The sequence below is a fragment of the Leucobacter weissii genome (assembly GCF_017565745.1).
GTDB lineage: Bacteria > Actinomycetota > Actinomycetes > Actinomycetales > Microbacteriaceae > Leucobacter > Leucobacter weissii.
Genome location: NZ_JAGDYM010000002.1, coordinates 13521 through 39352, shown reverse-complemented (window position 1 = coordinate 39352; position 25832 = coordinate 13521). Strand labels below are relative to the sequence as shown.

Annotated in this window: 25 protein-coding genes and 2 tRNA genes; 15 read left to right on the top strand and 12 right to left on the bottom strand. The window is 71.2% G+C overall.

Features of this window, described 5'->3' with window-relative positions:
• The first annotated feature begins 158 nt into the window (after positions 1-158).
• From J4H92_RS00945 to J4H92_RS15570, 5 genes are read left to right on the top strand one after another with little or no spacing between them, the layout of a single operon-like run.
• On the top strand, positions 159-1763 hold the full coding sequence (locus tag J4H92_RS00945; RefSeq protein ID WP_208095151.1) for an ABC transporter substrate-binding protein: 1605 nt from the start codon (positions 159-161) through the stop codon (positions 1761-1763).
• Positions 1760-2734: an ABC transporter permease gene (locus J4H92_RS00940; protein WP_208095150.1), complete on the top strand. Its 975-nt coding sequence runs from the start codon at positions 1760-1762 to the stop codon at positions 2732-2734. The genes J4H92_RS00945 and J4H92_RS00940 overlap by 4 nt, the downstream gene beginning before the upstream one ends.
• Positions 2731-3699: an ABC transporter permease gene (locus J4H92_RS15655; RefSeq protein WP_341782952.1), complete on the top strand. Its 969-nt coding sequence runs from the start codon at positions 2731-2733 to the stop codon at positions 3697-3699. Before J4H92_RS00940 ends, J4H92_RS15655 begins: the two co-directional genes overlap by 4 nt.
• Positions 3696-5672, top strand: a complete 1977-nt coding sequence (locus J4H92_RS00930; RefSeq protein WP_208095149.1) for an ATP-binding cassette domain-containing protein — start codon at positions 3696-3698, stop codon at positions 5670-5672. The genes J4H92_RS15655 and J4H92_RS00930 overlap by 4 nt, the downstream gene beginning before the upstream one ends.
• Positions 5669-6736, top strand: a complete 1068-nt coding sequence (locus J4H92_RS15570) for a peptidase C39 family protein (protein WP_208095148.1) — start codon at positions 5669-5671, stop codon at positions 6734-6736. The genes J4H92_RS00930 and J4H92_RS15570 overlap by 4 nt, the downstream gene beginning before the upstream one ends.
• A 233-nt stretch (positions 6737-6969) precedes the next feature.
• Here J4H92_RS15570 and J4H92_RS00920 read toward each other — a convergent pair whose 3' ends face one another.
• Both J4H92_RS00920 and J4H92_RS00915 read right to left on the bottom strand, forming a co-directional pair.
• Positions 6970-7599, bottom strand: a complete 630-nt coding sequence (locus J4H92_RS00920) for an XRE family transcriptional regulator (protein ID WP_208095147.1) — start codon at positions 7597-7599, stop codon at positions 6970-6972.
• Between the two features lie 35 nt (positions 7600-7634).
• A complete protein-coding gene (locus J4H92_RS00915; protein ID WP_208095146.1) occupies positions 7635-8093 on the bottom strand; it encodes an ArsR/SmtB family transcription factor in 459 nt (152 codons plus the stop codon).
• A gap of 158 nt (positions 8094-8251) precedes the next feature.
• On the opposite strand from J4H92_RS00915, the gene J4H92_RS00910 reads away from it, so the two are divergent.
• On the top strand, positions 8252-9628 hold the full coding sequence (locus tag J4H92_RS00910; RefSeq protein ID WP_208095185.1) for a TrkH family potassium uptake protein: 1377 nt from the start codon (positions 8252-8254) through the stop codon (positions 9626-9628).
• Positions 9621-10286, top strand: coding sequence for a potassium channel family protein (locus J4H92_RS00905; protein WP_208095145.1), 666 nt, complete (start codon positions 9621-9623; stop codon positions 10284-10286). The genes J4H92_RS00910 and J4H92_RS00905 overlap by 8 nt, the downstream gene beginning before the upstream one ends.
• Positions 10287-10440: 154 nt before the next feature.
• On the opposite strand, the gene proC is transcribed toward J4H92_RS00905, so the two are convergent.
• Positions 10441-11298 (bottom strand): pyrroline-5-carboxylate reductase, encoded by an 858-nt coding sequence (gene proC, locus J4H92_RS00900; RefSeq protein ID WP_243751860.1) that lies wholly within the window; start codon positions 11296-11298, stop codon positions 10441-10443.
• Positions 11299-11353: 55 nt separating this feature from the next.
• On the opposite strand from proC, the gene J4H92_RS00895 reads away from it, so the two are divergent.
• Positions 11354-11656, top strand: a complete 303-nt coding sequence (locus tag J4H92_RS00895) for a cation transporter dimerization domain-containing protein (protein ID WP_208095144.1) — start codon at positions 11354-11356, stop codon at positions 11654-11656.
• A gap of 186 nt (positions 11657-11842) precedes the next feature.
• Here the strand turns inward: J4H92_RS00895 and tadA are convergent, their stop codons facing one another.
• Entirely contained in the window at positions 11843-12358 is a 516-nt protein-coding gene (tadA, locus tag J4H92_RS00890; RefSeq protein ID WP_243751859.1) for a tRNA adenosine(34) deaminase TadA, read from the bottom strand.
• Positions 12359-12416: 58 nt separating this feature from the next.
• Between tadA and upp the strand changes: the two genes are divergently transcribed.
• A complete protein-coding gene (upp, locus tag J4H92_RS00885) occupies positions 12417-13052 on the top strand; it encodes a uracil phosphoribosyltransferase (RefSeq protein WP_208095143.1) in 636 nt (211 codons plus the stop codon).
• A gap of 74 nt (positions 13053-13126) precedes the next feature.
• Here the strand turns inward: upp and J4H92_RS00880 are convergent, their stop codons facing one another.
• Positions 13127-15985, bottom strand: coding sequence for an Ig-like domain repeat protein (locus J4H92_RS00880; RefSeq protein ID WP_208095142.1), 2859 nt, complete (start codon positions 15983-15985; stop codon positions 13127-13129).
• A 499-nt stretch (positions 15986-16484) separates the two neighbouring features.
• Here J4H92_RS00880 and J4H92_RS00875 point away from each other — a divergent pair, with 499 nt between their 5' ends.
• Both J4H92_RS00875 and J4H92_RS00870 read left to right on the top strand, forming a co-directional pair.
• Positions 16485-17168 (top strand): winged helix-turn-helix domain-containing protein, encoded by a 684-nt coding sequence (locus J4H92_RS00875; protein WP_208095141.1) that lies wholly within the window; start codon positions 16485-16487, stop codon positions 17166-17168.
• A 224-nt stretch (positions 17169-17392) separates the two neighbouring features.
• Complete coding sequence (locus J4H92_RS00870) at positions 17393-17968, top strand: DUF4870 domain-containing protein (RefSeq protein ID WP_208095140.1); 576 nt, start codon at positions 17393-17395, stop codon at positions 17966-17968.
• Positions 17969-18035: 67 nt separating this feature from the next.
• On the opposite strand, the gene J4H92_RS00865 is transcribed toward J4H92_RS00870, so the two are convergent.
• A complete protein-coding gene (locus J4H92_RS00865; RefSeq protein ID WP_243751858.1) occupies positions 18036-18389 on the bottom strand; it encodes a TIGR02611 family protein in 354 nt (117 codons plus the stop codon).
• Between the two features lie 79 nt (positions 18390-18468).
• On the opposite strand from J4H92_RS00865, the gene J4H92_RS00860 reads away from it, so the two are divergent.
• Positions 18469-19713, top strand: coding sequence for an aminotransferase class I/II-fold pyridoxal phosphate-dependent enzyme (locus tag J4H92_RS00860; RefSeq protein WP_341782950.1), 1245 nt, complete (start codon positions 18469-18471; stop codon positions 19711-19713).
• 83 nt (positions 19714-19796) lie between these two features.
• Here the strand turns inward: J4H92_RS00860 and J4H92_RS00855 are convergent.
• Both J4H92_RS00855 and J4H92_RS00850 read right to left on the bottom strand, forming a co-directional pair.
• Positions 19797-19870: transfer RNA gene (locus tag J4H92_RS00855), tRNA-Met, on the bottom strand.
• Between the two features lie 34 nt (positions 19871-19904).
• Positions 19905-19976 (bottom strand) — tRNA-Thr (locus tag J4H92_RS00850).
• A 58-nt stretch (positions 19977-20034) separates the two neighbouring features.
• On the opposite strand from J4H92_RS00850, the gene J4H92_RS00845 reads away from it, so the two are divergent.
• Together J4H92_RS00845 and J4H92_RS00840 are read left to right on the top strand one after the other, a co-directional pair.
• Complete coding sequence (locus J4H92_RS00845) at positions 20035-20523, top strand: hypothetical protein (RefSeq protein WP_341782949.1); 489 nt, start codon at positions 20035-20037, stop codon at positions 20521-20523.
• Between the two features lie 97 nt (positions 20524-20620).
• Positions 20621-21340 (top strand): endonuclease/exonuclease/phosphatase family protein, encoded by a 720-nt coding sequence (locus J4H92_RS00840; protein WP_208095179.1) that lies wholly within the window; start codon positions 20621-20623, stop codon positions 21338-21340.
• On the opposite strand, the gene J4H92_RS00835 is transcribed toward J4H92_RS00840, so the two are convergent.
• Genes J4H92_RS00835 through J4H92_RS00825 form a run of 3 tightly spaced genes read right to left on the bottom strand, consistent with a single transcriptional unit; the run spans position 21337 to position 23088 of the window.
• Positions 21337-21633: a metal-sensitive transcriptional regulator gene (locus J4H92_RS00835; protein ID WP_208095139.1), complete on the bottom strand. Its 297-nt coding sequence runs from the start codon at positions 21631-21633 to the stop codon at positions 21337-21339. The genes J4H92_RS00840 and J4H92_RS00835 overlap by 4 nt on opposite strands.
• Positions 21634-21675: 42 nt before the next feature.
• Positions 21676-22578 (bottom strand): EamA family transporter RarD, encoded by a 903-nt coding sequence (rarD, locus tag J4H92_RS00830; RefSeq protein ID WP_208095138.1) that lies wholly within the window; start codon positions 22576-22578, stop codon positions 21676-21678.
• A 57-nt stretch (positions 22579-22635) separates the two neighbouring features.
• Positions 22636-23088 (bottom strand): GNAT family N-acetyltransferase, encoded by a 453-nt coding sequence (locus J4H92_RS00825; protein ID WP_208095137.1) that lies wholly within the window; start codon positions 23086-23088, stop codon positions 22636-22638.
• Between the two features lie 199 nt (positions 23089-23287).
• Here J4H92_RS00825 and J4H92_RS00820 point away from each other — a divergent pair, with 199 nt between their 5' ends.
• Entirely contained in the window at positions 23288-24502 is a 1215-nt protein-coding gene (locus J4H92_RS00820) for an NADP-dependent isocitrate dehydrogenase (protein WP_208095136.1), read from the top strand.
• A 178-nt stretch (positions 24503-24680) separates the two neighbouring features.
• Here J4H92_RS00820 and J4H92_RS00815 read toward each other — a convergent pair whose 3' ends face one another.
• Positions 24681-25724: a substrate-binding domain-containing protein gene (locus tag J4H92_RS00815; RefSeq protein WP_208095135.1), complete on the bottom strand. Its 1044-nt coding sequence runs from the start codon at positions 25722-25724 to the stop codon at positions 24681-24683.
• Positions 25725-25832 lie beyond the last annotated feature (108 nt).

Here is a 25832-nt window from a genome sequence, read left to right as displayed (position 1 = left end):
ATGTCGTTTCATGACGGGAATCCGTCGCGACGGTCCCGAAGAGTGTTTACCATAAATAGTCAAGTAGCAAGAACTGGCAAACAATCTCATCGGGATGCCCGGCGGCGCCCGGGAGGCCCGCCATCCGTTCGCCGCACAGAAACCGAGGGATCCCCGACATGCCCAGACCCACACGAATCCAACGGCGAGGCCCGGCCTCGATCGCCACCGCCGCCGCCCTCGCGGCAGCCCTGCTGGCGAGCGGCTGCGCCCCGCAGACGGGGGGCGGCGCTCCGAGCGACGGCGACACCGAGCAGCTGACGGTCGCCCTCCCGGGATCGCTCGAGAACCTCTATCCCGGCCAGGAGGCCGGCATCCTCAACTACTACGTCGCGGCGATCGCCGCGGAGGGCCTGGTCTCCGTCGACGCCACCGGCAATCTGCAGCCGGGACTCGCGGAATCGTGGGAGCAACCGGATCCGCAGACCTACGTCTATCGGATCCGCGATGACGCGAAGTTCCAGGACGGCACCCCCGTGACCGTCGACGACATCCTGGTGAGCATCGAGAAGTCGCAGGACGCCGAGGTCTCGCCGCAGTTCGCCACCTGGTACGGCAACCTCGAGAGCGCCGAGGAGACCGGCGAGAACGAGATCACCATCCGACTCGCGGAGCCCGACGTCGGGTTCACCTGGATCCCCAGCGCCTCAGCCGGGCTCTTCGTGGCTCCGGCCGCCTACTGGGAGGAGCACGGCGACGACATCGGCACCGGCGAGGGCCTCCTCCTCGGCACCGGCCCCTACCAGGCCAGCGAGTTCGTGCCGGACTCGCACATCACCTTCACCGGCGTCGACACCTGGTGGGGAGGGGAGGCCGAGTACGAGAGCATCCGCTTCGAGATCATCCCGGACGAGAACACCCGGCTGCTCGCGCAGCAGAGCGGCGACCTCGACCTGTCGTTCAACGTGCCCCTGCAGCAGTCCGCGCAGTGGGAGGGCTCGGAGAACATCGAGGTGGCCTACACGCCGGATCGCTCCTACGTGGGCCTCACCTTCGACACCTCGCTCGCGCCGTTCGACGACGTGCACGTGCGGAACGCCGTCGCCCACAGCTTCGACGGCGCGAGCGTCGTGGAGAAGGTGCTGAACGGGCACGGCGAGGTGGCCACGGCGCTGCTCACGCCCTCGCAGCTCGAGACCGCGTTCTCGCCCGAGGAGGCGCGGCAGCGCCTCGGCGAGCTGCCCGGCTACGCCTTCGACCTCGACACGGCCGGGGCCGAACTCGCCGCCTCGGAGCACGCCGACGGCTTCGAGACCGAGCTGACCTACCCCAACACCCTGCCCGAGCTGGGCCTCGCCGCGCAGTCCCTCGCCCAGAACCTCGAGGAGATCGGGATCTCCGTGACCGTGACCGAGCTGCCCATCTCGCAGTGGTTCGAGACGCTCGGCGACGGCGAGCACGGGCTGAGCTTCATGTCCTACTCCTCGACCACCGGGGATCCCGCCGAGCTCACCTCGTGGTTCCTCGGGCCGGAGAACCTGGCCAAGTACGAGAACCCCGAGGTGACCGATGCGCTGACCGCCGCGCGGAGCGAGCTCGACGAGACGAAGCGGCTCGAGCTCCTGATCGAGGCGAACCGCCTGCAGGCCGCCGACAACGCCTACTTCCCGCTCTGGTGGGGCGAGCGCGCGACGGCGTTCTCGAACGGCGTCTCCCTGCCCGACTACGGCACGTTCAGCTTCGTCTCGCCGTGGCCGGCGAAGCTCCAGCGCAGCGCCGGATGACCCCGGGCGCCTCGGGTCGCGCGCAGCGCGGGCATCCGCTCCTCCGGATGCTCGCGCTGCGCGTGCTCGGCGCGCTCGCGCTGCTCTTCGTCATCTCGGTGCTCGTGTTCTCGCTCGTGCACCTCGCCCCCGGCGACATCGTCAGGAACATCCTGGGCCCCAAGGACGTGTCTCCGGAGGCGGTGGCCGTCATCCGCGAGCAGTACCGCCTGGACGACCCCGTCCATCTGCAGTACCTGCACTGGCTCGGCAATGCGCTGAGCGGCGACCTGGGTCAGTCCGTCCGCCATCAATCGGCCGTGGCCGACGTCATCTTCGCCCGGGCCGGCAACACCGTGCTGCTCGCGCTCGGCGCGTTCGTCCTCGCCGCGGCGGTCTCGATCCCGCTCGGCGTGCTGAGCGCCCTCAGGCCGGGATCCGCGCTCGACCGGTCCATCACGGTCGTCGCGATCCTCGGGATCAGCGCCCCGGCGTTCGCGACGAGCCTGCTGCTCCTCTACGTGTTCGCCTTCGCGCTGGGCTGGTTCCCCCTCTACGGCATCGGCGGCGGGGGCGCAGACACCCTGTGGCATCTGGTGCTGCCCTCCGCGGCCCTCGCCCTCGGCCTCGGAGCGATCCTCACGAAGATCACCCGCACGGCCGTGATCCGCGAGCTCGAGCAGGAGTACATCGTCTCCGCCCGGGCACGCGGCCTGCCGGCCCGGCGCGTGCGCGGCCTGGCCCTGCGGAACGCGGCCATCCCGATCGTCACCGGCGCCGGCCTCGTGCTCACCTATCTGGTCGGCGGCGCGATCTTCGTCGAGACCGTGTTCGCGCTGCCCGGCATCGGCACGCTGCTGGAGGACGCCGTGATCTTCAAGGACGTCCCCGTCGTGCAGGCGGTCACCCTCCTGGTGGCCGCGGTGATCGTCGGCGTGGCGATCGTCGTCGACCTGCTCTACGCCGCCCTCGACCCGAGGCTCCGACGGTGAGCGGGCAGCGGCGCACGTCGGAGCCCGGCTCGGCGCGCGAGACCGTCACCGCCGTCGAGGCCGGCGCCGGCCTCGAGACCGGCGCGGTCGCGGCGGGCGCCCGCCGTCTCGGCCCGACCCGGCGCCTCGCCCGCGTGCCCGGCCTCATCGCCGCCGCCGCCGTGATCGTCGCGCTCGCGCTGCTGGCCGCGATCCTCGGGCCGATCCTCTACCCCGATGCGACGCGGCAGGAGATCCTCGACGCCCTCCTGCCCGCCGGGGCGCCGGGGCACCCCCTCGGCACCGATCAGCTCGGGCGCGACATCTGGCAGCTCTCCGTCGCCGGGGCGCGCTCGGCCATCGCGGGCCCGCTCGTCATCGCGCTGGGCTCGGCGGTGCTCGGCGTGCTGCTCGGCACGCTCGCGGGCTACCGGCGCGGCGTCGTCGACTTCGCCGTCTCCCGGTGGTCCGACCTGCTGTTCGCGCTCCCCGTGGTGCTCGTCGCCATCGTGGTCGTGGGCGTCTTCGGCGCGGGCTACTGGCTGACCGTCGCGCTGCTCATCCTGCTCTTCAGCCCCTCCGACATCAGGATCGTGCGCGCCGCGGTGCTGGAGCAGTCGGCCAGGCCCTACATCGAGTCGGCGCGCGTCGCCGGGGTCGGCTCGGGCCGGATCATGTTCGTGCACATCCTGCCGAACGTGCTGCCGCTCGTGGTGACCAACCTCCTGCTCAACGTGGCCTTCGCGCTCGTCGCCCTCTCCTCGCTCTCCTTCCTGGGCCTCGGCGTGCCGCCGGGCAGCGCCGACTGGGGCCGGCAGCTCGCCGACGGGAGGCTCATCATGGCCGACAACCCCGCCGCGGTGTGGGTGCCGGCCCTGCTCATCATCGCCGTGGCGTGCGCCGTCAACCTGCTCGGCGACTGGCTCTCGGAGCGGTATGCCGCGCGCGGCACGGCGGAGGGGCCGGACGGGGGCGCGGAGCGATGAACCACGGCATCGGCGCGACGCCGGACGCGCGCGGCGCCCACCCCTCGCCGGGAGCGCGCACCGCGTCCGTGCTCGAGGTGCGGGATCTCGACGTCTCCGCGGGAGACCGGCCGATCGTGCGGGGGCTCTCGCTGAGCGTCGCCGCCGGCGAGACGGCGGCCATCGTCGGCGAGTCCGGATCCGGCAAGTCGCTCGCGGCCCGCGCGATGATCGGGCTGCTGCCGCCCGCGCTCTCCGCCCGCGGCACGGTGCGACTGGGCGGCGCGCGGGACGGGACCGACCGCGCCTCGCTCGATCTCGCGCGATCGCGGGAGGCGGACTGGGACGGCCTGCGCGGTCGTCGGATCGCGCTGCTGCTGCAGGACCCGTTCACCAGCCTGAGCCCCGTGCACACCGTGGGGCGCCAGATCGCCGACACCGTCTCCGCGGCGCGCCGCACCGGGCGGGGACGGCGCACGTTCGGCGATGCGGGACGACTGCGCCGGCTGGTGTCCGAGCGCCTCTCCGAGGTGAGCCTGCCCGAGCGGGTCGCCGCGCAGTATCCGCACCAGCTCTCGGGCGGGATGCGGCAGCGCGCCGCCATCGCCGCGGCGCTCGCCGCCGACCCCGACGTGCTGCTCGCCGACGAGCCCACCACGGCGCTCGACGCGTCAACGCAGGGCGGGATCCTCGAGCTGCTCGCGGAGCTGCAGCGCAGCCGGGGGCTCGCCGTCGTCCTCATCAGCCACGATCTCGATCTGGTGCGCGGGTACGCGGCGAGCACGACGGTGCTGCTCGCGGGATCCGTCGTCGAACGGGGCGCGACCGCCGACGTGCTCGAACGCCCGCTCCACCCCTACACGGCGGGCCTGCTCGCCGCCAGCACCTCGATCGATCACCGCGCGGACCGCCTGCCCACCGTGCCCTGGATCGAGACGGCGGAGCACCGCCCGCCGCCCGGCCTCACCTTCGGCGACGGCTACGCGGAGGCCGCCCGGGTGCGCGAGGTGCCGCCACCCCGACTGCTCCGGATCGAGGACGGCCGCGAGAAGGGCCGCGAGGTCGCCGCCTACGAGGCCGGCGCTCCCCTCCCCCGCGTCCGTCCCGTCGCCGCGGATCCCCGCCCCGAGCCGTCGGCTCCGGCGGGGACCGCGGAGACGGCGGAGGGGCCGGCGGGCGAGGTCGTCCTGCGGGTCGCGCGGCTCACCAAGAGCTTCGGCGCCGCCACGGCGCTCGACGACGTCTCCTTCGAGCTCGAGCGGGGGGAGGTGCTCGGCATCGTCGGCGAGTCCGGCTCGGGCAAGACCACCCTGGCCCGCTGCATCGTGGGGCTGGAGCAGGCGGAGCGGGGCACGATCGAGACGCCCGGCGGAGCCGGGGCGCGCGCCGCGGCACGGAGAACCGCGCCCCGGAGCGCTGCGGCTCGGCGGGCCGCCGGATCCGGCGCGGTGCAGATCGTGTTCCAGGACCCCGCGTCGGCCCTCAACCCCGCGCACACCGTCGGCTTCGCGCTGCGGGAGGTGCTGCGCATCGCGGGGCGGGATCCCGGCGGGACCGGGGCGCTCCTGGAGCGCGTGGGGCTGCCCGCCGCCTTCGCGACGCGCCGGCCCGGGGATCTCTCCGGCGGCCAGCGCCAGCGCGTGGCCATCGCGCGGGCACTGGCGCTCGAGCCGGAGATCCTGATCTGCGACGAGTCCGTCTCGGCGCTGGACGTCTCGGTGCAGGCGCAGATCCTCAACCTGCTGTCGGAGCTGCGACGCTCGGAGCGCCTCTCGCTGCTGTTCATCTCTCACGACCTGGGGGTGATCAACCAGCTCGCCGACCGCGTGCTCGTGCTGCTCGACGGCCGTGTGGTGGAGAGCGGCCCGAGGCGCGACGTCCTCTCGGCGCCGCAGCACGCGTATACCCGGCAGCTGATCGACGACGCCCGCCCGGCCCCGGCGTTCCACCCCGCGCGACCAGACGACCGCCCAGACCCCCAGGAGATCCCGTGACGCACCGACCGACCGCTTCCATCCGCCCCCGCGCGCTCGCGCTCGGGCAGGACTCCGGCGACGAACTCGCCGCCCTGCTGGGCGAGGAGGAGCGGGACGCCTGGCTCGCGATCCCCGAGGTCTACCACCCCGAGGTCGTCGAGCTGCGCGGCGAGCACGGCGTCGAGGCGGCGCTGCTGGTCACGCACCGGCCGCACACCGCCTACCGCAAGATCGCCCGGCTCCGCGCGCTGAACGACGCGGCTCTGGACGCGGCCGTCGCGGCGCTGCTCGACGAGGCGCGCGGCCGGGGCGGCGTGGCGAGCGTGAAGTGGGAGGATGCCGACGGCGGCGCCGGGGCGCACGCGCTCCGGAACGGCTTCTCGCCCCTGCCCGCGCCGATCCCGTCCGGCGCCGGAACCGCGGCGGCGGCCGGCTACGTGCGCTATCTCGACGACTGGCCCCACCGGTCGTTCCCCTACTACCGCCAGACCACGGAGTACAGTTGCGGGCCGGTCGCGCTGCTGATGGCGCAGGCCGGGGCCTCGGACGGCGGCATCACCCGCGCGCAGGAGCTGCGGATCTGGCGTCGCGCGGCGCACTTCCCGGGCTGCGGGCCGACCGGGCTGGCGGTGCACGCCGACCTCGACGTCTACCGCCCCGAGGTGGAGGTCAGCACCTCGGGCCCGCTCCTGAACGAGCACCTCGGCGACGAGGTCGGCCTGGAGGTGCGCGCCCTCGTGGACGCCGACGACGAGGACCGCGCGGCCGAGCTGGGGATCCCCGTGCGTCACCGGCTGACCACGGTGGACGAGATCGCGGCGCACGTCTCGGCGGACCGTCCCGTACTGCTGCTCATCGACGAGCTGCTGCTGCACGGAACGGCCTGCGCCCACTGGGTGCTCGCCCACGGCTACCGCGACGGATTCTTCCTGCTGCACGACCCCTGGATCGACGCCGAGAACGGCGAGTCCTGGGTCGACACCCACGATCTGCCGATCGCGGCGTCCGACGTCGACGCCATCACCTGGTGGGGCGACCCCGCCTACCGCGGCGTCATCGTGCTGCACCCGGCCTCGGCGTAGCCCGCGGGCGCGCGGCGCGCGGTGGCTGTGCGTCCGGAAGTACGTTGGGACTCGGGGGGTACCTCGGTGAACCGCAGTAACGTGCCCCCGGAAGCGAAAGATACCCCCGAGGGAAAGGAATCCACCCCCTGGAACGGAAAGCCCCCCCGGGGGCAGGCGGAATACGAACCGGACGGCAGCCCGGATCGACCCACGGACCAGGCATGAGCGCCCGATCGAGGAAACGAGTGTGCCTAGGCGTTCGGCTCCTCCGGCTCGGCGGAGCCGTTCCAGTCATCGGTCGAGGAGACGAGGGTGAGGATCTCGGCGCGCTCCGCGCCGGCGCGGTAGGCGTGCTCCAGCTCCCCGGAGAAGCGGACGGCATCTCCGCGATCGAGGAGGATGCTCCATTCCGGTGTCTCCACGGTGACTCCGCCCGAGATCACCACGGTGTACTCGACGGAGCCGATGCCGTGGGTGGATCGCTCGCTCAGGCGGCCGGCCTCGACCACGCCGATGGAGATCTCGAACCGGCGCCGGTCGGTCGATCCGAAGACCGTGCGCACGGCGCCCGAGGGGTGCTCGACGACATCCCCCTCGTGGGCGCGCACCACCTGCGGCTCGGCGAGGTACCGCCAGGTGAGATCCGCGAAGGAGAGATCCAGCGCCACCGCCAGCTTGGTGAGGGCGTCGATCGTGGTGTTCGCGTTGCCCCGCTCGATCTGCGAGAGCAGCGCGGCGCTGATGCCCGTGCGCTCGGCCAGCTCGCGGATGCTGAGTCCCCGCGACAGGCGGGTCTTGCGCATGTTGACGGCGATGGTCTTGCGCACCTCGTGGGAGGCGTCGACGGACTCGCCGGTCGAGGGCTCGTGTGCGCGCGTCATGATCGGGCGGGCCAGGGGTCGAACCGCGGGGGCGGTCAGTCCCCCAGTCGGAACCTCGCCACGAGCTCCTTGACCCGGTGCTCCGCATTCGCCGCCGCCCGGCCGATCCGCTCCGCGGCCGTGGCCAGCTCCTCGGGGAGCACCTCGGTGTCGCCCGCCTCGGGGTCGGGCAGGAGCTCCCCCGTCTCCGAACGGTACTCGACGGTCACCTCGGTCTCGAAGCCCACCGAGAGGAACGGGATCACGAAGTCCTCGACCAGCTCGAGCGGCTCGGGATCGAGCGAGTAGAAGCGGTGCTGCCCGTCCTCGCGCACGGTGACCAGGTCGGCCTCGCGCAGGACCTTCAGGTGCTTCGACACGGTGGGCTGGCTGATCTCCAGCTGCGTGACGATCTCGGAGACGCTGATCTCGGCGCCCTGCGCATAGCGCTCGAGCAGCACCTGCAGGATGTCGCGCCGGTTCGCGTCGGCGATCACTCCGAAAATGTCTGGCATGCCCATAAGCGTAGCCCGCTTCGCGGGTAGCATGATGAAGAACCTGCCGCGAATCTCTCCGACGCGGCGCCGAGCCGGAGGGGGAAGGCGACGTGAAGGCCCATTCTGCGGCTCTGCGGGCCCAGACCCCGCTGTCCCGGAAGACCTGGTTGCACGCGATCATCCAGTCGTCGCCGGCGCGCTTCGCGCTGCTGATCTTCAGCGCCCTGATCCTGGTCTGGACGGCGCTGCTCTCCCTGCCCCTGGCCACGCGCGCGGGCACCGTGACGCCGCTGGCCGACGCGGTGTTCACCGCGGTCTCCGCGATCTGCGTGACGGGCCTCACGACGCTCGACATGGCGAGCCACTGGTCGCTCTTCGGCGACATCGTCATCCTCGCGGGCCTGCAGATCGGCGGCATCGGCGTGCTCACGCTCGCCAGCATCCTCGGACTCACCGTGACCCGGAGGCTCGGTCTGCGGCAGCGCCTGCTCGCCGCCAGCGACACCAACCCGGCGCGCGCCGTGAAGGGCGCGAGCGAGAGCCAGGCCGTGGGGCTCGGCGAGATCGGCGGGCTGCTCGCCGCCGTCGCGCTCAGCCTGCTCATCATCGAGGCCGCGCTCACCCTGCTGATCACGCCGCGCCTGCTGGCGGCCGGCTACGACATCTGGCACGCCCTCTGGTACGGCTTCTACCTGGCCGCCTCCGCCTTCACCAACACGGGCTTCGTGCCGATGCCGAGCGGGCTCGAGCCGTTCGCCACCGACCCCTACATGCTCGGCGTGCTCGCGATCGGCGTGTTCCTCGGCAGCATCGGGTTCCCCGTCATCTTCGCGCTCTACCGCTTCGTCACGCGCAGCGGCGAGCGGTCCCGCCACCGGAGGCTCGGCCTGCACACGAAGCTCACGCTGACCACGACGATCGCGTTCGTGATCGTCGGCTGGCTGGCGATCGCGGGCCTCGAGTTCGACAACCCGGCGACGTTCGGCGAGGAGACCTTCTGGCAGACGATGATGAGCTCCGGCTACATGTCGGTCATGACCCGCTCGGGCGGCCTCGGCGTGGTCGATCCGCTCGACATGAACGGGTCGACCATGCTCGTCCTCGACATGCTCATGTTCGTCGGCGGCGGCTCCGCCTCGACCGCGGGCGGGATCAAGGTCACCACCATCGCGGTCCTGTTCCTCGCCGCCTACGCCGAGGCCCGCGGCTACCAGGACATCCAGGTGTTCGACCGACGCATCCCGGTCGAGGTGCTGCGCCTCGCCGTCTCCATCGTCATCTGGGGCTCCTCGATCGTCGCGGTCGCGACCATCGCGATCATGCACCTGACGAAGCTGCCGCTCGACGTCGTGCTGTTCGAGGTGATCTCGGCGTTCGGCACCTGCGGCCTCAGCGCCGGCGTCTCCGAGGAGCTCCCGGACGCCGGCAAGTACATCCTCTCCGCCACCATGTGGGCGGGACGCGTGGGGACGGTCACGCTCGCCGCGGCCGTCGCGGCGACCAGCCGCCGCCGCATGTTCCGCCTACCAGAAGAAAGGCCGATCGTTGGTTGACATCCGCAGCGACGCCCCCGTCCTCGTCATCGGTCTCGGCCGCTTCGGCGCCGCGACCGCCGGTCAGCTCGACCGGCAGGACCGAGAGGTCCTCGTCGTCGACACCGACCCCGCACTCGTCCAGAAATGGGCCGACCGCGTCACCCACGCCGTGCAGGCCGATGCGCGCTCGATGGACGCCCTGCGCCAGATCGGCGCGGAGGAGTTCAAGATCGCGGTCGTCGCGACCGGCGCCTCGATCGAGTCCAGCGTGCTCATCGCCTCGAACCTCGTCGACCTGGGCGTGCCCCAGATCTGGGCGAAGGCCATCTCGCACTCGCACGGGAAGATCCTCGAGCGGATCGGGGTGAACCACGTCATCTATCCGGAGCGCGAGGCCGGGGAGCGGGTGGCGCACCTGCTGAGCGGCGCCATGCTCGACTTCATCCAGTTCGACGACAGCTACGTGATCGCCAAGATGTACCCGCCGCGCTCGATCCGCGGGCTGGCGCTCAAGGAGAGCGGGGTGCGCACCCGCTACCGGGTCACGGTGGTCGGGGTGAAGACGCCGGGGCAGCCGTTCACCCACGCCACCCAGGACACGGTGGTGTCGCCGCACGACCTCATCATCGTCAGCGGATCCTCCGCCGACGTGGAGCGCTTCGCCACGATCGGGTAGCGTCCGGCCGCGCAGCGAGGCGGCGGGCCGCCGCCTCGCGGGCTGAAATCGCAATTCAGGCGGAGATCGTCGGCGAGAGGAATCAGCCCGAACCGCATTCTCAGCCCGAACCGCCGAGCAGTCGGCAGCCGGCCGGGCGCCTTCCCCGCGATCCTCACTCGCCGCGTTCGAGCTCCTCGGAGCGGGCGATGTTGGCGGCGAGCGCCCGATCGAACAGCTCCGGCCAGCCCGCCGCCTCGAGCACGGCGATCGCCCGCTCGGTCGTGCCCTTCGGGCTCGTCACGTTGCGGCGCAGCTGTGCGGGATCCTCGCCGCTGCGGCGCAGGAGCTCCGCGGCGCCGATCACCGTCTGCCGCGCGAGCGTCGCAGCCTGGTGCTCGTCGAAGCCGAGCCTGCGGGCCGCAGCGGTCATCTGCTCCGTGTAGAGGAAGAGGTAGGCGGGACCGGATCCCGAGACGGCCGCGATCGCATTGATCTGATCCTCCCGGACCACGAGCACCTCGCCGACGGTGGCGAACAGCCGGCGGACCGCTTCGAGCTGCTCGGGGCCGGCCGAGTCCCCGCCGGCCAGACCCGTCACGCCCAGCCCGACGTGGGACGGCGTGTTGGGCATGGCCCGCAGCACCGTCACCCCCTCGGGCAGCAGCTCGGCCATGCTCGCGATGGTCACCCCCGCCGCGACGCTCACGAGGACCGCGTCGGGCTCGAGGTCGTCCGCGATCTCCCGCAGCACGTCGCGCACCATCCACGGCTTGACCCCCAGCACGACGATCCTCGCGCCGCGCACCGCCCGGCGGTTCGCCTGCGGATCGGTCTCGCTCGCGTAGGCGACGACGTCGCCCGCGTCCGCGAATCGCGCGGCGCTCCCGGCCGACCGGGTCGTGACCGCGATGGGGCCCTCGATGCGCACCCCCGGCGCTCTCAGACCGGCCAGGATCGCGCCGCCCATCGAGCCGACCCCGACCATCGCCACCCGCGGCAGCGGTTGCGCTTCCCTGAATGCTTCACCCATGAAGACCAGCCTAAGATAGTGGCAGAGCAAACGTGCGGCTACGAAGGGATCGGGCATGAGCGATACCAGCGAGAACGTGGCGCAGATCGAGGCGGCGCTCCTCAGGGGCGCCAGCATCAGCCGGGTCATCGACCTGCAGGTGGCGAGCGCCGGCGCCGACCTCGTCGTCGGGGCGCGGGTGGACCTCGACGCCGACCTCACCATGCGAGAGGTCTCGGTCATCCTGCATCAGGCCAAGCGCCGGGTCAGGGAGTCGGTCCCGGACGCCAAGATCGTCTACATCGAGCCCGACGTGTGGGTCGACCCGAACGTCGCGCAGCCGACCACCAGCAGCGTGGTCATGCTCGGGCTCGATTAGTCGCGGAAGTCTCGACTGCTCGACACTCAGCGGGCCGAATCGCGAGCGATCTCGGGAACCCCGCGAGCAAAGCGATGCTTTGCACCGAACGCGGGGCTCGGGCTCGATTAGTCGCGGAAGTCTCGACCCCTCGACACCCGGCGGGCCGAATCGCGAGCGATCTCGGGAGCGCGGCGGTCGGCGCGATCAGCGCGCGGGATCGCCGCTGATCCGGGGCCCGGACCGCGGCCGGCGGCGCCCGCGGAAGAATCCGTCGAGCAGCGCCGCGCTCTCGTCCGCGAGCACCCCGCCGATCACCTCGGGAACGGCGTGCGGGAGCCGTCCGTCGCGCAGCAGGTCGTAGACGCTGCCCGCCGCGCCGGCCTTCTCGTCCCACGCGCCGAACACGAGGCGCGGGAGGCGGGCGGCCAGGACCGCGCCCGCGCACATGACGCAGGGCTCCAGCGTGACCACGAGCGTGCAGTCGTCGAGGATCCGATCGCCCAGGGCCGCGGCCGCCTCCCGCAGCGCCACGATCTCGGCGTGCGCGGAGGGATCGCGGGTGGCCCTCCTGGCGTTCCGGCCGGAGCCGAGCACGTCGCCGTCCGGGCCGAGCAGCACCGCCCCCACCGGGATCTCCCCCTCCGCCGCCGCGAGCCGCGCCTCCTGCAGCGCGAGCCGCATCGCGCCGAGGTGCCGGGCGCCGGGCGCGGGCTGACTCATGGCTGCTCCTCTCGCGGGCGGGTCGGGATCCGCGCCCCGCGCGGATAGGATGAGAGGCATGCGCGTCGTCATCGCCGATCACCCGTTGATCACCCATAAGCTCACGGTTCTGCGAGACAAGCATACGCCGCCGCCGACGTTCCGGCTGCTCGTCGAGGAGCTGATGATGCTGCTCGGCTACGAGGCCACGCGCGACGTCCGGGTCGAGGCGGTGCAGATCGAGACGCCCGTGGCGCCCACCGCGGGCGTGCGCCTGAGCCAGCCGGCCCCGCTGATCGTGCCGATCCTGCGCGCCGGCCTCGGCATGCTCGACGGCATGGTCAAGATGCTGCCCACGGCCGAGGTCGGGTTCCTCGGCATGAAGCGGGACGAGCAGACGCTGCAGCCGGAGACCTACGCCGAGCGCCTGCCCGACGACCTGAGCGGCCGCCAGTGCTTCGTGCTCGATCCGATGCTCGCCACGGGAGGGTCTCTGGCCGCCGCCGTCGAGTTCCTGTTCGCGCGGGGCGCCGAGGAGGTGACTGCGGTGTGCATCCTCGGCACGCCGGAGGGGATCTCGGCGCTGCGGGACCAGGTCGGCGACCGCAGCGCCACGCTCGTGCTGGGCGCGCTCGATCAGGGTCTCGACGAGCACGCCTACATCGTGCCGGGGCTCGGGGACGCGGGAGACCGCCTGTACGGGACCGTCGGTTGAGCGGCGCGGTCGACTGAGCGGCGCCGTCCGCCGGGCGGCGCGCCCTCGCCGGGAGAGCGCGCCGCCCGGCGGGATCACCGCACTCTGACGGCGATCCTCTGGTACGAGGTCGAGAAGCGCGCGTCGCCGCTGTAGCGCACGGTCAGGACGTGCTTGCCTTTCTTGAGCTTCGGAAGCGAGAGGGTCGCCCGTCCCTGCCTCGACGGGCTCAGCCTGGCGCTCTTCACGGTCTTGCCCTTGATGCGCACGGAGACGGTGCCGGCGGTCACGAGCTTCCTCGGCGAGACGGCGACGCTCACCCTGGGCCGCTTGCCCGAGGTGAGCCGCTTCGTCGTCTGCTTCGCCGAGACCTTCGTGGCCGCCTTGGTCACGCGGACGCTCACCGCGTCGTCGCCGGGAGCGGCGGTCTCCGAACCGAGGTAGGAGACGGTCAGCTTCGACGCGCCGATCTCGAGGCCGCTCGCCGGCACTCGGATCGTCACCGCGCCCCGCTGCAGCACGCCGCTCGCCAGGACGCGCGCGCCCGAGGAGATCCGGACGATACCGGTCTCGGGCGCTCCGCCCGCCCGCACCGCCGTGCGGATCACGAAGTCGGAGCCGTGCGGGCGCACCGCGGATGCGGCGACGGCGGCCACGCTCGGCAGCGCCCGTTCGGCGCCCGTCTCGCGCTCGCGCACCGTGATCGCGCGGACGCTCGAGACCGAGCCGGAGAGCGTCTCGCCCTCTCCGGCGAAGCTGGCGACGACGTTCGCCGTGCCCGGCTCGTCGACGGTCAGCGGGCAAGCGGCGGAGCCGGACTGCAGCGGCACCGACGCGCACTCCGCGACCACCGCCCCGTCGACCGCGAAGGCCACCGTGCCCTCGGGCGTCCTCCCGCCGTTCGCGGCGGAGACCGCAGCGCTCACGACGAAGGGCTCACCCGCGCTCGGCGCCGCCGGCCAGGGCTGGCCCACGGCCGTGACCGAGGTGTCGTGCACCGACAGCGACGCGGTCTCGCTCGCCGACTCGGCGAACTCTCCCGCGACACCGAGGTACCGGGCCGACAGCTCCGATGCGTCGGCCCGCGAGGCCGGCACGAAATCGCACTCGGCGGCGCCCTGCGCATCCAGCTCGACCGCCGCGCACTCCGGGATCGTCTCGCCGTCGCGGAGGAACCGCACCGCGCCCGCACCCACCTGACGCCCTCCGGATACCGCGGTGACCACCTCGGCGGTGGCGGTCGCGGTCGCTCCGGCGTCGGCCCGCTGCGGCGCGGAGAGCCGGGTCTCCGTCACGAGCTCGCCCAGCAGGTGCACGCTGAGCTCGCCGGCGTTCAGCACCGGGGCGTCCACCGGTCGAGCCGCGAAGTTGGCGGAGTAGGCGACGTCGTCGACGCCGTTGCCGTCGACGTCGCCGACCGCGCCGACCGAGGTGGCGATGGCGTCCCCCGCCGCCGCTCCGTCGATGCGGAAGCCCTGGTCATCCGCGAGTCCGGCGAGATTCTGCAGAGCCGTGTCCGGCTTGCCGTAGACCACCCACACGGCACCGGAGTTGTTGAGCGCCGTCTCGCCGACGATCGCATCGTAGCCCTTCGCGCTCACCGCGAAGTCGGGCAGCCCGTCGCCGTTCACGTCCCCGACGCCCGCCACGTCCGCGCCGGTGAGGTCGCCGTTGTTCGCACCGTTGATCCAGTACCCGCGGGGGACGGCTTCGGAGCCCTCCGGGCAGGCGTTCGCCACCGGCGCGGCGTCCTCGGTGCAGCTGAACACCGACAGCTCCGTCGAGAGGGGATTGGTGTGGATCTTGGCGGACTCGTCCTTCTTGCCGAAGACCACCGCCACCCCTCCGGGGCGGGAGGAGCTCGACTGGGCACCGATGAGCAGGTCTGCGAGACCGTCGCCGTTGACGTCTCCGGCGCTGCTCACCGCGATGCCGAAACGGTCCGCGCCGCGGGTCGGGCCCTCGATCGAGATGCCCCGGTCGCCGAGGGAGGCGAGGTCGACGTTCCCGCCCGTTCCGCCCCAGATCACGAAGGCGCGGCCGGCGTTGGCCGCGGTGCCGACCCGCTGCCACTGCGAGCTGATGAGCAGATCGGGCACGCCGTCGCCGTTGAAGTCGCCGATGTTCGAGACCTCGGTGAGCCGGTCGAGGTTGATCGCGCCGTCGATGGTGAAGAGCAGATTCGCCTCCGCCTGCTCGGGGTCGGCGAGATCGATGTCGGCGGTGTCCGCCTTGCCTGCGATGACCCACACGCGTCCGTTCCTGGTGCGGCCCAGCGTGCTCGCGTCGAGGGCCGAGACGACGATCTCCGCCTTGCCGTCGCCGTTGACGTCGCCGATGGCGGCGATCCGGTGCCCGAAATGGCCCGAGGCCTCATCGCCGCTGCTCACGACGTATCCGCGCTCGCCCAGATCCGCGAGGTCGGCCGGGCCGAAGTCCTCGGCCCCGAAGATCACGTAGGCCCGCTGCGTCACGTCGCTGCCGACACCGAAATCGTCGATGCCGTCGCCGTTCACATCGCCCAGGCAGTTGATGGAGAATCCGATCTCCGCATCGGCGGCGGGACCGTCCACCCGGACCGCCCGGCCGGTGCTGAGGTAGTCGCTGCCGAGATTTCCGCCCTGCAGCTCCGAGGCGCCGAAGACCACGTAGAGCGCGCCCGCGCTGGCCCGCTCGGCACCGCTCCAGAGCCAGGAGCTCACGACGATGTCGTCCACGCCGTCACCGTTCACATCGCAGACCTCGCTGCTGATCGAGGTACCGAGGGCGGCGTTCTGGCCGTCACCGCTCCAGTCGACACGACGGTGATCGGCGGCGGAGGCGCTGGCACCGCCGTCGTCCGCTGCGGCGAGCGGCGCCGCCTGAGCGGCCGGCGCGAGCGAGAGCGCCAGGATCGGTGCGGCGATGAGCGCGACGGCGCGCAGGACGAGGCGGGAAGACGCGGAGGGGCGCATGGTGCTCCAAGAGGAAGAGTGCATTCAGAACGCACCGAATTACATGTGATGTTGGTTAGGCAAACGTAAGCATCGTAGGGAGCCGGGTTCACCGGTGTCAACTCGCCGCTCCGTCGCGGCGACGTCACGCACGGTCAACACTTGACAACGGCGGTCACATTTGCCAAACTTCTCGTTATGAGTGACATTCATCGCACCCAGTCCACCGTCGAGGTGAACCTTGGGCAGACCGGCATGATGATGACCGGTCGCGATGTCATGTGTTGCCGAATGTGCATGGCGCACTGACGGAACGACGCAGCTTCAGCGCACGCGTTCCGGCGCCACCGGCCGAACCCGCGTTCGGCGCCCCGTCCGCACCGGGCGCTCCCCATCGGGGGCACGGTACCGACGGAGGGATCCCTCCGCTTCATCGCACATTCCGCGGGCCCCAGGCCCGCACCATCGCCTCCGGCGCTCAGAGCCGGACGCGAGGCAGCACGCAAAGGACTTCATCATCATGACCAACCAGACTCTCGCCCAGGCCCGCCCCGACTTCACCGCCGAGCTCTCCCCGCAGCCCCAGCGCAGCGTACCGGAGGGAACGGAGGTGCGCGGCTTCGCGCTCTACGTCGGCCTGGCCGACCACAAGCTCGACGAGACCGATCCGACCCTCGGCGCCATCGTCGCCCAGATCAAGCAGCTCGTCGCCCGGCTCGCCCCCGCCGCCGAGACCTACGCGGCGGTCGCGCTCGCCCCGGAGGGCGCCGGAGGGCGCGACGTCGACGTCGTGCGGCTGGCGCTCGGCGACCCCGCCGCCATCGCCCGCCAGAAGCAGAACGAGATCGCCGAGGACGATCGGGCCGCGAGCGGCGTGACGGTCGATCTGTCGCGCAAGCGGGTGCTGCTCGACAACGTCGCCGCTCCCCTCACCTACCGCGAGTTCGAGCTGCTGCAGTACTTCGTCCTGCGCGAGGGCCGCACGGTCAGCCGGGAGGAGCTGATCGAGGCTCTGTGGTCGGGCGCTCCCGCCGAGGAGGTGCCGAACGAGCGCACCATCGACGTGCACGTCAGGCGCCTCCGCGTCAAGCTGGCGCACTACCAGGACATCGTGCGCACGGTGCGCGGCATCGGCTACCGCTTCGACCGGCACGCCGACGTCGCCATTCTGCAGTCGTCGACGCCCAGCCCCGACCTGTTCTGAGCGGAGCTGGGCCCTCGCGCCGCCCGATCCGCGGGGAGCCGCGCTCCCGAACGGTTCGGAGACGGTCGGTTTCTCGCCCGGTAACGCCGCGTAAATCAGGGGTGTGGTTCGCCCATCGATTCACCTATGATGAGTCGATGGGCGATCCTTTCGCGCCTCCCAGGCAATTGTCAGCTCTGCGGTAAGTTCATAATCACACACATTCGCATCGCGAGGAGACCCACATGACCACCCTGCCCCCCGAAGAGAACAACGGCCAGGGCGCCGACCTGCCGGAGCCCCCGGCGGCCCCGCAGCAGCCCGCGGCCGCGCCGGAGTACCAGGCGCCCCAGCAGCCGGCCGCCCCCCAGCAGCCCGCCGCGCCCGAGCAGCCCCCGGCGGCCCCGCAGTACCAGCAGGCTCCCCCGGCGGCGCCCCCGGCCGGCGGCTACCAGCAGCCGCAGCAGACCGCGGGCCCCGACCCCGTGAGCAACATCCAGCTGAACTACTGGCTCTCGGTGTTCTTCACCTGGCTGCCCGCCCTCATCTTCTGGCTCATCGAGAAGGACAAGGGCAACCAGCGGGCGACGGCGCTCCACGTGTCGAACTTCAACTTCTCGCTGCTGCGCACCGCCGTGGTCATCGTGACGAGCATCGCCGGGTTCATCCCCTACCTGGGCCTGATCCTCGTTCCGCTGCTCTGGATCGGTTCGATCGTGCTGTTCGTCTTCCACATCATCGCCGCGACGAAGGCGGCCGACGCCTACCGCAACGGCGGATCCACCGATCCCTTCATCTTCAACATCCCGCTCATCAAGTAGCGGTCGGCGACCACGCCTGCGAATCGCCCGGGACCGACCCGCTCGTCGGTCCCGGGCGATTCGGCGTTCAGGGCAGCCGGCGGGCCTCCCTGCGCTCCTTGCGCGCACGCCACCAGGTCCAGAAACGGGCCAGCTGCATGCGCAGCCAGCTCGTGAGGCGGCGGGCCCAGTGGTACTCGGAGCCGAGCACCGTGAGGCCGATGAAGACGATCAGCCAGCCGGGACCCGGCAGCGGCACGAGGATGAGCCCGATGACCACGATGAGCGCCCCGACGGCCGTGAGGAGCACGCGGTACACCCGGTCGAGCCAGGGGCGCTTCTGGATCGCGACTCGCCAGCGCGACATCCAACGCGCGACCGGGCGCCCGATCCGGTTGGCAGCGGCGTAGTCGTCGTCACCGGGTTCGCTCGGGTCGCTCATTCCTCGATGGTACGGAATCCGGCTGAGCAGCCGCCATCCGGCCCCGCCGTCGCGAGCCGCGATTGGGTAGGGTGAGGGTGTGAGCACACGTTGGCGCGAGGTCGCGGAGGCCGCCGGGCTCGTCTCGGCGGACGGAGGCGTCCGGCCCACCGTCTTCGCCGAGATGAGCGCCCTCGCCGAGGCCGAGGGCGCGGCGAACCTCGGACAGGGCTTCCCCGACCAGGACGGTCCCGAGTGGATCCGGGCCGCCGCCGCGACGGCGATCGGCGAGGGGGCGAACCAGTATCCTCCCGGGCGCGGGATCGCCGCGCTCCGCTCCGCGGTGGCCGAGCACCAGCAACGGCGCTACGGGCTCGCATTCGATCCGGAGACCGAGGTGCTCGTGACCGCCGGCGCCACCGAGGGGCTGACCGCTGCGGTGCTCGCCGTAGCCGGGCCGGGCGACGACGTGATCACCCTCGAGCCCTTCTACGACTCCCATGCCGCGGCGATCGCGATGGCGGGCGCCCGGCACGTCACCGTTCCCCTGCGGGCCGAGGAGGACGGGTTCCGCCTGGATCTCGAGGCGCTGCGCGCCGCAGCAGGTCCGGCCACCCGGGCGATCCTGGTCAATTCGCCGCACAACCCCACGGGCACCGTGCTCGCCCCGGAGGAGCTGTCGGCCATCGCCCGGGTCGCCGTCGACGCCGATGCCGTGGTGATCACGGACGAGGTCTACGAGCACCTCACCTTCGATGGCGCCGAGCACACGCCCCTCGCCACCCTGCCGGGGATGCGGGATCGCACGCTGACCGTGTCGTCCGCCGGAAAGACCTTCTCGCTGACCGGCTGGAAGATCGGCTGGGCGACGGGGCCCGCACCCCTGGTCGACGCGGTGCTGGCGATCAAGCAGTTCCTCACCTACTCCGGCGGCGCGCCGTTCCAGCCCGCGATCGCGCAGGCCCTCGTCCACGGCGACGGCGACATCGCCGAGCTCAAGCGCTCGCTCGACCGCAGGCGGATGCTGCTGCTCGAGGGACTGCGCTCCGCCGGGTTCCGGACCGTGCGCCCGAGCGGCACCTACTTCGTCTGCGCCGATGCCGGGCCGTTCCTGCGCGAGGAGGCGCGAGACGGCGCCGCGTTCGCACGTTGGCTGCCCGGGGCCGCCGGGGTCGCCTGCGTGCCGCTGACCGCGTTCTGCCGGCCCGGGTCGGAGACCTCGCGCGCGCTCTCGGACTGGGTCCGCTTCACCTTCGTCAAGGACGAGTCCGTCCTGAGCACCGCGATCGAGCGGCTGAAGGGGTTGGGCCGTGGTGCCGGCCTCTCCGCGGCGCCTCGGCCGTGACCGCCGGCCGCACGGTCGCCGCCGATGCCCCGAGAAACAGAAAAACCCCTCCGGATCGGGGGGTTTTGCTGCGATCCGCTCGGTAGCTGAGGCGGGGCTCGATCCCGCGACCTCACGATTATGAGTCGTGCGCTCTAACCAGCTGAGCTACTCAGCCACGGCCTTCGCCTTGTGGGCGATGAGCAGATCAGAGCCCCGAGCCAGGATTGAACTGGCGACCCCTTCCTTACCATGGAAGTGCTCTACCACTGAGCTATCGGGGCGCGCTGCACCGCTCGGCCTCCCGTGCGACGGCAACCTGAAAAGGGTACCATCTCGGATGTGACAGCGCGAAATCTGGTTCTCGGCACCATCGGCATCTCCCTCGCGCTCTGGATGGGCGCCGGAAGGTGGCTCTTCGGCATCGGCGGCGGCCTGACCTGGTGGTATCTCCCGCTCATCGCGCTCCCCTTCGGCGTGCTGCAGCTCTGGACGCTGCACCGCATCGCGGTGGCGATCGGACGCGGACGCCGGGCGGGGCGGGCCCCCTACGTCGCGCTGACGCTGTCCTGGGCGTGCGCGCTGGCCTTCGGTCTCACGGTGCCGGACCGCGCGGATGCCGGCCTGGTCACGATCCTCAGCCATCTCGCGGGCCCCGAGTGGCTCGAGATGTCGATCGCGCTGTGCAACCCCCTCGGCATCATCGCCTTCGCCACCTCCATCGCCGCGCTCGCCTTCGCATTCGCAGCGGGTCGGGATCCCCGGCCCTCCGAGGACGACCTCCTCGACGGAACGGAGCCGACCATGATGGACCACCCCCTGCAGAGGTAGCACCGTTCCGCTACCCGACATTTACCCTGCGTTCAGTCGATCCGAAGACGGTGGGCATAATCTGGGCGTGAGCAACCGAACCGTGAAGAGGCCGCGCATGAAGACCATCAGCTACAACCTCCGCAAGAACCGTGCGCTCGGCGAGATCGACGGGCTGGCGAACGAGCACGCCATCGACATCCTCTGCCTCCAGGAGGCGGACTCCGTCAAGCTCCCCGCCGAGCTCGGGCACCTCCGGCTCGTGCACGCCACCGCGAACAACCGCCTGGGGCTCGCCATGTACGTGCGCGACGAGCGCTTCCACGTGCGCTCCGCCCAGACCTTCCAACTGAAGAAGTCGCTGCACGACCACCTGCTCTCCCCCGCGAACGAGCGACTTCTGGGCGCGCGACTCCACGACCGGGAGACCGGCCAGGATCTCGTGGCGGCGTCCTTCCACGCCGCACCGCTGACGGCGCTGAACTCTCTGCGCCGGCATCAGATCCACACGGCCCTGGCGGAGCTGCGGCAGCTCGGCCCCGGCCTCCCCGCGCTCATGGTCGGCGACTACAACTATCCGGTGTTCCAGTCGAAGCTCGACCGGCACATGCGCGAGGCGGGGTACGACCTCACCCTCAGCGACCGGCGCACGTACACCCGGTACAAGATGTTCCGCGGGCACTTCGACTTCGCGACCTCGACCGGCCTGCGCATCGACAGCGTGCGCACGCTCGCGCAGGGCACCAGCGACCACCTGCCGATCCTGGTATCCGCCGGAATCCAACCCCTGATCCCCGTCGCGGATCCCTCGCAGGCCCCCGTCCTGGCGCGGGTCTAGCGCACGAGGCGCGCGACGGCGTCGCTCGCCTCCTTCAGCTTCTCGGCCGACACCTGGCCGCCCTCGGCGGCGGCCTGCGCGACGCAGTGCCGCAGGTGGTCGTCGAGCAGCGCGAGCGCGACCCGCTCGAGCGCCTTCGTCACCGCGGAGACCTGCGTGATCACGTCGATGCAGTACTCATCGTCCTCGATCATGCGGTGCAGGCCGCGCACCTGCCCCTCCGCGCGACGGAGACGCGTGAGCAGGCGCTCCTTGTCGTCAACGTAACCCGGGGAGTGCTGATCCTCTCGCATGGCGCAATGATATACCCTGCCGAGGTATCCGCGCAGCGTCGCTCAGCCCGCCTCGCCCGGCCGACGCAGAGAGACGGCACCGCCGACCACCAGCACCAGCACCGCCGACCAGATGGCGCCGTAGATGACCCACTCCTCACCCGAGATGCGCTCGCCGATCGCCAGCGAGACCACCACCAGCAGCGCCGGCTCCACATAGCTGAGCAGGCCGAACACACTCATCGAGAGCAGTCGAGAAGCCCAGACGTAGAGGAGCAGGGCGACACCGGCGAGGACGGCGAAAGCGGGCGCCAGCCAGCGCAGCGAGGGGTTCTCGGCGAATGCCGTACCGTCGCCGACCTCGACGCCGAGCAGCAGCACGGCGACGGGCACCATAGCGATCAGCTCCCACCACATGCCGCCCAAGTGCCCGATCCCGAGACGGCGGCGCAGCACGAAGTAGGCCGGGTATCCGAGCGCCACCAGCAGCGTCTCCCACGAGATGGATCCGACGCGCAGCACCTCGTAGATCACTCCGAGGCCGGCACAGGAGACGGCGAGCCACTGCCACCAGTTCATCCGATCGCCGTACAGCACGCGACCGACGAACACCAGGACCAGCGGCATCAGGAAGTAGCCCAGGGCGACCTGCAGCGCCCGGCCGTTCAGCGGGGCCCAGCCGAAGAGCCACAGCTGGGCGGAGAGCAGCGCAGCAGCCAGCAGGATACCGAGCAGGATCACCGGGCGGCGCCTGACCCGCTCCCAGATCCCCGAGACGGACCGCCAGTCGCGCATCAGGCACAGGGCGACGGTGACGACCGGAAGCGTGAGCAGCCACCGGACGGCCCAGATGGACTCCGCCGGGAGCGGCGCGAGCACGGGAGTGACGAGGTAGACGGCGGCGAACCCCACCGAGGACGCGACCGAAACGAGACTGCCCCTGGGGGCGGCGGAAGGCGCACGCACTCGGGCTATGCTACCCCCTCGCTCCCGGTTGCATCCGCGCGGAGGGTCGGGCCGGGATCAGAGCTCGATGGCCCCGATGACCTCGCCGTAGGGCGTCTCTCCGACCGGCTCGAACCCGACGTGCAGGAAGAACTCCTCTGGGCCGTCCTCGCCCCGCTCCCACAGCACGGTGAGCCGGTCGACGCCGCGGCTCCTGGCCTCGTCGATCAGGGCGTTCACCGCGAAGGTGCCGACGCCGCGACCCTGCACGTCGGCGTCCACGTTGATGCGCCAGAGCGCGGCCCGGAACTCCTCCTGCGCGGCGTCCGGATCGAAGTTGCCGTGGATGAAGCCCACCACCCGGTCGCCGTCGAGGACGACGCGCTGCCACGCGCTCTTCGCGGGCACGACCGCGGCCGCGGCGGAGTAGGAGACCGGGCTGACGAACTGCTCCTGCCCGGGCTTGAGGCCGAGGCTGTTGACGGCCACGATGGTCGCGGCGGAGAGCTCTTCCAGGCGCAGTTCACTCATGTGCCAAGGGTAGCGGCTGACCGCGTGCTCGGCAATGCAGTCACCAAACGTTTATCTTGACGTCGAGATATCTCCGAAGGTTCGCTAGACTGTTCTGGGTTCACGAAGACCCGGCTTCGGCGAACGGTCCCGCACCGAGTCCACCGCGCACCGCGTCGCCGCCCGCTGAGAGACCTCCCCACACAGAGACGGAGCAGCCATGTCGAAAATCAAGGTCGAGGGTACGGTCGTCGAGCTCGACGGCGACGAGATGACCAGGATCATCTGGCAGTTCATCAAGGAACGCCTGATCCACCCCTATCTCGATCTGACCCTCGAGTACTACGATCTCGGGATCCAGCACCGCGACGAGACCGACGACCAGGTGACGGTCGACGCCGCCCACGCGATCCAGAAGCACGGCGTCGGCGTGAAGTGCGCGACCATCACCCCGGACGAGGCGCGCGTCGAGGAGTTCGGCCTCAAGCAGATGTGGCGCAGCCCGAACGGCACGATCCGCAACATCCTCGGCGGCGTGATCTTCCGCGAGCCCATCATCATCTCGAACATCCCGCGCCTCGTCCCGGGCTGGAACAAGCCGATCATCATCGGACGCCACGCCTTCGGCGACCAGTACCGCGCCACCGACTTCCGCTTCCAGGGCGAGGGCACGCTCACCGTGGAGTTCGCCCCGAAGGACGGCGGCGAGCCGCAGAAGTTCGAGGTGTACCAGTCCCCGGGCGACGGCGTGGCGCAGGTGCAGTACAACCTCGACGCCTCCATCCGCGATTTCGCCCGCGCCTCCCTGAACTACGGCCTCTCCCGCAACTACCCGGTGTACCTCTCGACGAAGAACACGATCCTCAAGGCCTACGACGGCCGGTTCAAGGATCTCTTCCAGGAGGTGTACGACGCCGAGTTCAAGGAGCGCTTCGAGGCCGCCGGGCTCAGCTACGAGCACCGACTGATCGACGACATGGTCGCCTCCGCGATGAAGTGGGAGGGCGGCTACGTCTGGGCCTGCAAGAACTACGACGGCGACGTGCAGAGCGATACCGTGGCGCAGGGCTTCGGGTCGCTCGGGCTGATGACCTCGGTGCTGTCGACGCCGGACGGCAGGATCGTCGAGGCCGAGGCCGCGCACGGGACGGTCACCCGCCACTACCGCCAGCATCAGCAGGGCAAGCCCACCTCGACCAACCCGATCGCGTCGATCTTCGCCTGGACCCGCGGCCTGCAGCACCGCGGCAAGCTCGACGGCAACGACGCGCTGATCGAGTTCGCGCTGACCCTCGAGGACGTCGTCGTGAAGACCGTCGAGTCGGGCAAGATGACGAAGGATCTCGCCCTGCTCGTGGGCCCCGATCAGGCGTTCCTCACGACCGAGGAGTTCCTGGCGGCCATCGACGAGAATCTGGGGCAGCGACTCGCTTAGGGGTGAAAGCACGGCTTTCGCCGCGAGTCGCTGGTCGCGCCACCGCGCGAACTCGCTCAGGGGCGAAAGCACGGCTTTCGCCGCGAGTCGCTGATCGCGCCACCGCGCGAACTCGCTCAGGGGGTCGCGGTTCGGGCTGGGGATCTACGCTCGACCGAGGGCGAAGCGCCTTCGGGCGCTAGTCCGAGCTGGGGCCTCTTCGCCGACTCGCGCTCCGCACGGGATCGCGCGACGTCGATTCGCGTACGCGAAGGATCCCGCCCGGCGCCGAGGTCGGCAGCTCGGCATCGCTGCCCTCGAACAGTTGCACGGCGAGTTCGACCGCGCGCCTGGCCGTCTCCTCCGGGCGCAGATCCATCGCGGTGACGGTGGGTCTGCCGGTGCGGTTCTGCAGCGCGTCGGAACCCGCCGCCACCAGCAGATCCTCGGGCACCCGGATTCCCCGTGAGCGGGCGGCGGCGACCAGGCCGGAGGCGTGCCGCCCGGTCAGGCAGTAGATGGCGTCCGGGCGCCGCTCGACCCGGTCGACGCGATCGAAGGCCTCCGCCGCTATCCGCTCGCCGGCGGCCTCGCCTCTCGTCTCGGGGTTCTCGTAGATGATCGGCTCACGGCCGCGAGCGCCGCACCACTCGACATAGGCCCGCTTCGCCGTGAGATTCCAAGCGTTGCGGTCGGTTCCCAGCGCGAGGCCGACCGTCGTCCCTCCCGCGCTCTCGAGGTGGTCGAGCACCTCGAAGGTCTCCGCGCGGGTGTTCGAGTCGATCGAGGGCACCACCCCGGGCCGGGCCGGGTCCACTCCGACCGTGAGGGCCGGGATGTGCTGGTTCTTGAGGAGGGTGAGGACGGGGTCGTTCTCGAACGGATCCGTCACGATGCAGACGTCGGCCGCGAGCGAGCTCACCGGCGCACCGGGCTTCGTCGGATCGGAGACGAGCATCAGGCTGTAGCCGTGCTCCATCGCGGAGAGCGCGGCCGAGCCGGCGAAGCGCATGAAGAAGTCGACCCCCTCGGGCAGGAAGCTCTCCAGGGTGTCGAGGGGCCGCAGCACGAGGGCGATCACGTTCATGCGCGACTCCCGCAGCCCTCGGGCGACCGCGTTCGGCCGGTAGCCGATCCGCTCCGCGACGTCGTGCACCCGCTCGAGGGTCTGCCTGCTCACCGTGCGCCTGCCGTTGAACGCCTGGGACACCGTCGTCGGGGAGACCCCTGCGGCCTTGGCCACATCTTTGATGGTCGGCCGTCGATTCCTGGGAAGCACCCGCCCAGCATAACCGGCCCCGAGGGGTCGCCCGCTGATTCTGGCCGCTGCCGGATCTCGTTCCCCGGACGA